The organism is Salinivibrio socompensis S35, assembly GCF_000513715.1.
Classification (GTDB): domain Bacteria; phylum Pseudomonadota; class Gammaproteobacteria; order Enterobacterales; family Vibrionaceae; genus Salinivibrio; species Salinivibrio socompensis.
Genome location: NZ_AQOD01000236.1, coordinates 1 through 3221, shown reverse-complemented (window position 1 = coordinate 3221; position 3221 = coordinate 1). Strand labels below are relative to the sequence as shown.

The window sequence follows — 3221 nt, the reverse complement described above, 5'->3', positions numbered from 1 at the left end:
TAATGATTAAGCTCTAATTAGGTTATCTTGTTTCCTTCAGWWTTTTWAAATCTGAAAACAAGATAGAGAGCCTGGCGATGTCCTACTCTCACATGGGGAGACCCCACACTACCATCGGCGCTGCTTCGTTTCACTACTGAGTTCGGCATGGAGTCAGGTGGGTCCAAAGCGCTATGGTCGCCAAGCAAATTCGGTAATCTAGAAAGCTGTTCGTTCTCGCCACAATCAACTGGCTTATTTCGAGTCCAACCCAAAACCTCTTGGGTGTTGTATGGTTAAGCCGCACGGGCAATTAGTACAGGTTAGCTCAACGCCTCACAGCGCTTACACACCCTGCCTATCAACGTCGTCGTCTACGACAACCCTTTAGAGAGCTTAAAGCTCTAGGGATGACTCATCTCGGGGCCAGCTTCGCGCTTAGATGCTTTCAGCGCTTATCTGTGCCGAACTTAGCTACCGGGCAATGCGTCTGGCGACACAACCCGAACACCAGCGGTTCGTCCACTCCGGTCCTCTCGTACTAGGAGCAGCTCCCCTCAATCATCCAACGCCCACGGCAGATAGGGACCGAACTGTCTCACGACGTTCTAAACCCAGCTCGCGTACCACTTTAAATGGCGAACAGCCATACCCTTGGGACCGACTTCAGCCCCAGGATGTGATGAGCCGACATCGAGGTGCCAAACACCGCCGTCGATATGAACTCTTGGGCGGTATCAGCCTGTTATCCCCGGAGTACCTTTTATCCGTTGAGCGATGGCCCTTCCATTCAGAACCACCGGATCACTATGACCTACTTTCGTACCTGCTCGAGCCGTCACTCTCGCAGTTAAGCGGCTTATGCCATTGCACTAACCTCACGATGTCCGACCGTGATTAGCCCACCTTCGTGCTCCTCCGTTACACTTTGGGAGGAGACCGCCCCAGTCAAACTACCCACCAGGCACTGTCCTCACCCCCGATAAGGGGCTAAGTTAGAACATCAAACATACAAGGGTGGTATTTCAAGGTTGGCTCCGCGGCAACTGGCGTCGCCGTTTCAAAGCCTCCCACCTATCCTACACATGTAGGCTCAATGTTCAGTGCCAAGCTGTAGTAAAGGTTCACGGGGTCTTTCCGTCTAGCCGCGGGTACACAGCATCTTCACTGCGATTTCAATTTCACTGAGTCTCGGGTGGAGACAGCGTGGCCATCATTACGCCATTCGTGCAGGTCGGAACTTACCCGACAAGGAATTTCGCTACCTTAGGACCGTTATAGTTACGGCCGCCGTTTACCGGGGCTTCGATCAATGGCTTCTCTTGCGATAACCACATCAATTAACCTTCCGGCACCGGGCAGGCGTCACACCGTATACGTCATCTTTCGATTTTGCACAGTGCTGTGTTTTTAATAAACAGTTGCAGCCACCTGGTATCTGCGACTGCCCTCAGCTCCATCCGCAAGGGACTTCACCGCGGGCAGCGTACCTTCTCCCGAAGTTACGGTACCATTTTGCCTAGTTCCTTCACCCGAGTTCTCTCAAGCGCCTTGGTATTCTCTACCCGACCACCTGTGTCGGTTTGGAGTACGGTTCCTACTTACCTGAAGCTTAGAGGCTTTTCCCGGAAGCATGGCATCAATGACTTCACCACCTTGGTGGCTCGACATCGGGTCTCGACCGTATGTAATCCCGGATTTGCCTAAGATTACAGCCTACACCCTTGAACCTGGACGACCATCGCCAGGCCCACCTAGCCTTCTCCGTCCCCCCATCGCAGTAAGTAGCAGTACGGGAATATTAACCCGTTTCCCATCGACTACGCCTTTCGGCCTCGCCTTAGGGGCCGACTTACCCTGCCCCGATTAACGTTGGACAGGAACCCTTGGTCTTCCGGCGTGGAGGTTTTTCACCCCCATTATCGTTACTCATGTCAGCATTCGCACTTGTGATACCTCCAGCAAGCCTCTCAGCTCACCTTCAACAGCTTACACAACGCTCCCCTACCCAATATCCATAAGGACATTGCCGCAGCTTCGGTGTATCGCTTAGCCCCGTTACATCTTCCGCGCAGGCCGACTCGACCAGTGAGCTATTACGCTTTCTTTAAATGATGGCTGCTTCTAAGCCAACATCCTGGCTGTCTGAGCCTTCCCACATCGTTTCCCACTTAGCGATAACTTTGGGACCTTAGCTGGCGGTCTGGGTTGTTTCCCTCTCCACGACGGACGTTAGCACCCGCCGTGTGTCTCCCGGATAGCACTTACTGGTATTCGGAGTTTGCAAAGGGTTGGTAAGTCGGGATGACCCCCTAGCCTTAACAGTGCTCTACCCCCAGTAGTGTTCGTCCGAGGCGCTACCTAAATAGCTTTCGGGGAGAACCAGCTATCTCCGAGTTTGATTGGCCTTTCACCCCTAGCCACAGGTCATCTCCTAACTTTTCAACGTTAGTGAGTTCGGTCCTCCAGTTGATGTTACTCAACCTTCAACCTGCCCATGGCTAGATCACTCGGTTTCGGGTCTAATGCAAGCAACTGGACGCCCAGTTAAGACTCGGTTTCCCTACGGCTCCCCTATGCGGTTAACCTTGCTACTTACATTAAGTCGCTGACCCATTATACAAAAGGTACGCGGTCACACTCGAAAGTGCTCCCACTGCTTGTACGTAGACGGTTTCAGGTTCTATTTCACTCCCCTCACAGGGGTTCTTTTCGCCTTTCCCTCACGGTACTGGTTCACTATCGGTCAGTCAGGAGTATTTAGCCTTGGAGGATGGTCCCCCCATGTTCAGACAAGATATCACGTGTCCCGTCCTACTCGTTTTCACACATATGGCGCCGTCGGTTACGGGGCTATCACCCTTTGTTGCCAGGTTTTCCAACCTGTTCACCTAACGCCAAGTCTGCTTAAGGCTAATCCGGGGTCGCTCGCCGCTACTGCCGGAATCTCAATTGATTTCTTTTCCTTCGGGTACTTAGATGTTTCAGTTCCCCGAGTTCGCCTCTTAGCGCTATGTATTCACGCTAAGATACCTGCTTATGCAGGTGGGTTTCCCCATTCGGACATCCCAGATTCAAATGGCTTTTACTGCCTTATCTGGGCTTTTCGCAAGTTAATACGTCCTTCATCGCCTCTGACTGCCAAGCATCCACCGTCTACGCTTAATCACTTAACCATACAACCCCAAAAGGTCTTGCTTRYTYGACTTTCACTTTTAAACAGTGAAAACAAACGGTTTAAA

Annotated in this window: 2 rRNA genes; both read right to left on the bottom strand. The window is 52.0% G+C overall.

The features are described 5' to 3' along the window. Nucleotides 1-69 precede the first annotated feature (69 nt). A 5S ribosomal RNA gene (rrf, locus tag DZ54_RS0117315) occupies nt 70-185 on the bottom strand. A gap of 86 nt (nt 186-271) precedes the next feature. Next, nucleotides 272-3155: ribosomal RNA gene (locus DZ54_RS0117310) — 23S ribosomal RNA — on the bottom strand. Nucleotides 3156-3221 lie beyond the last annotated feature (66 nt).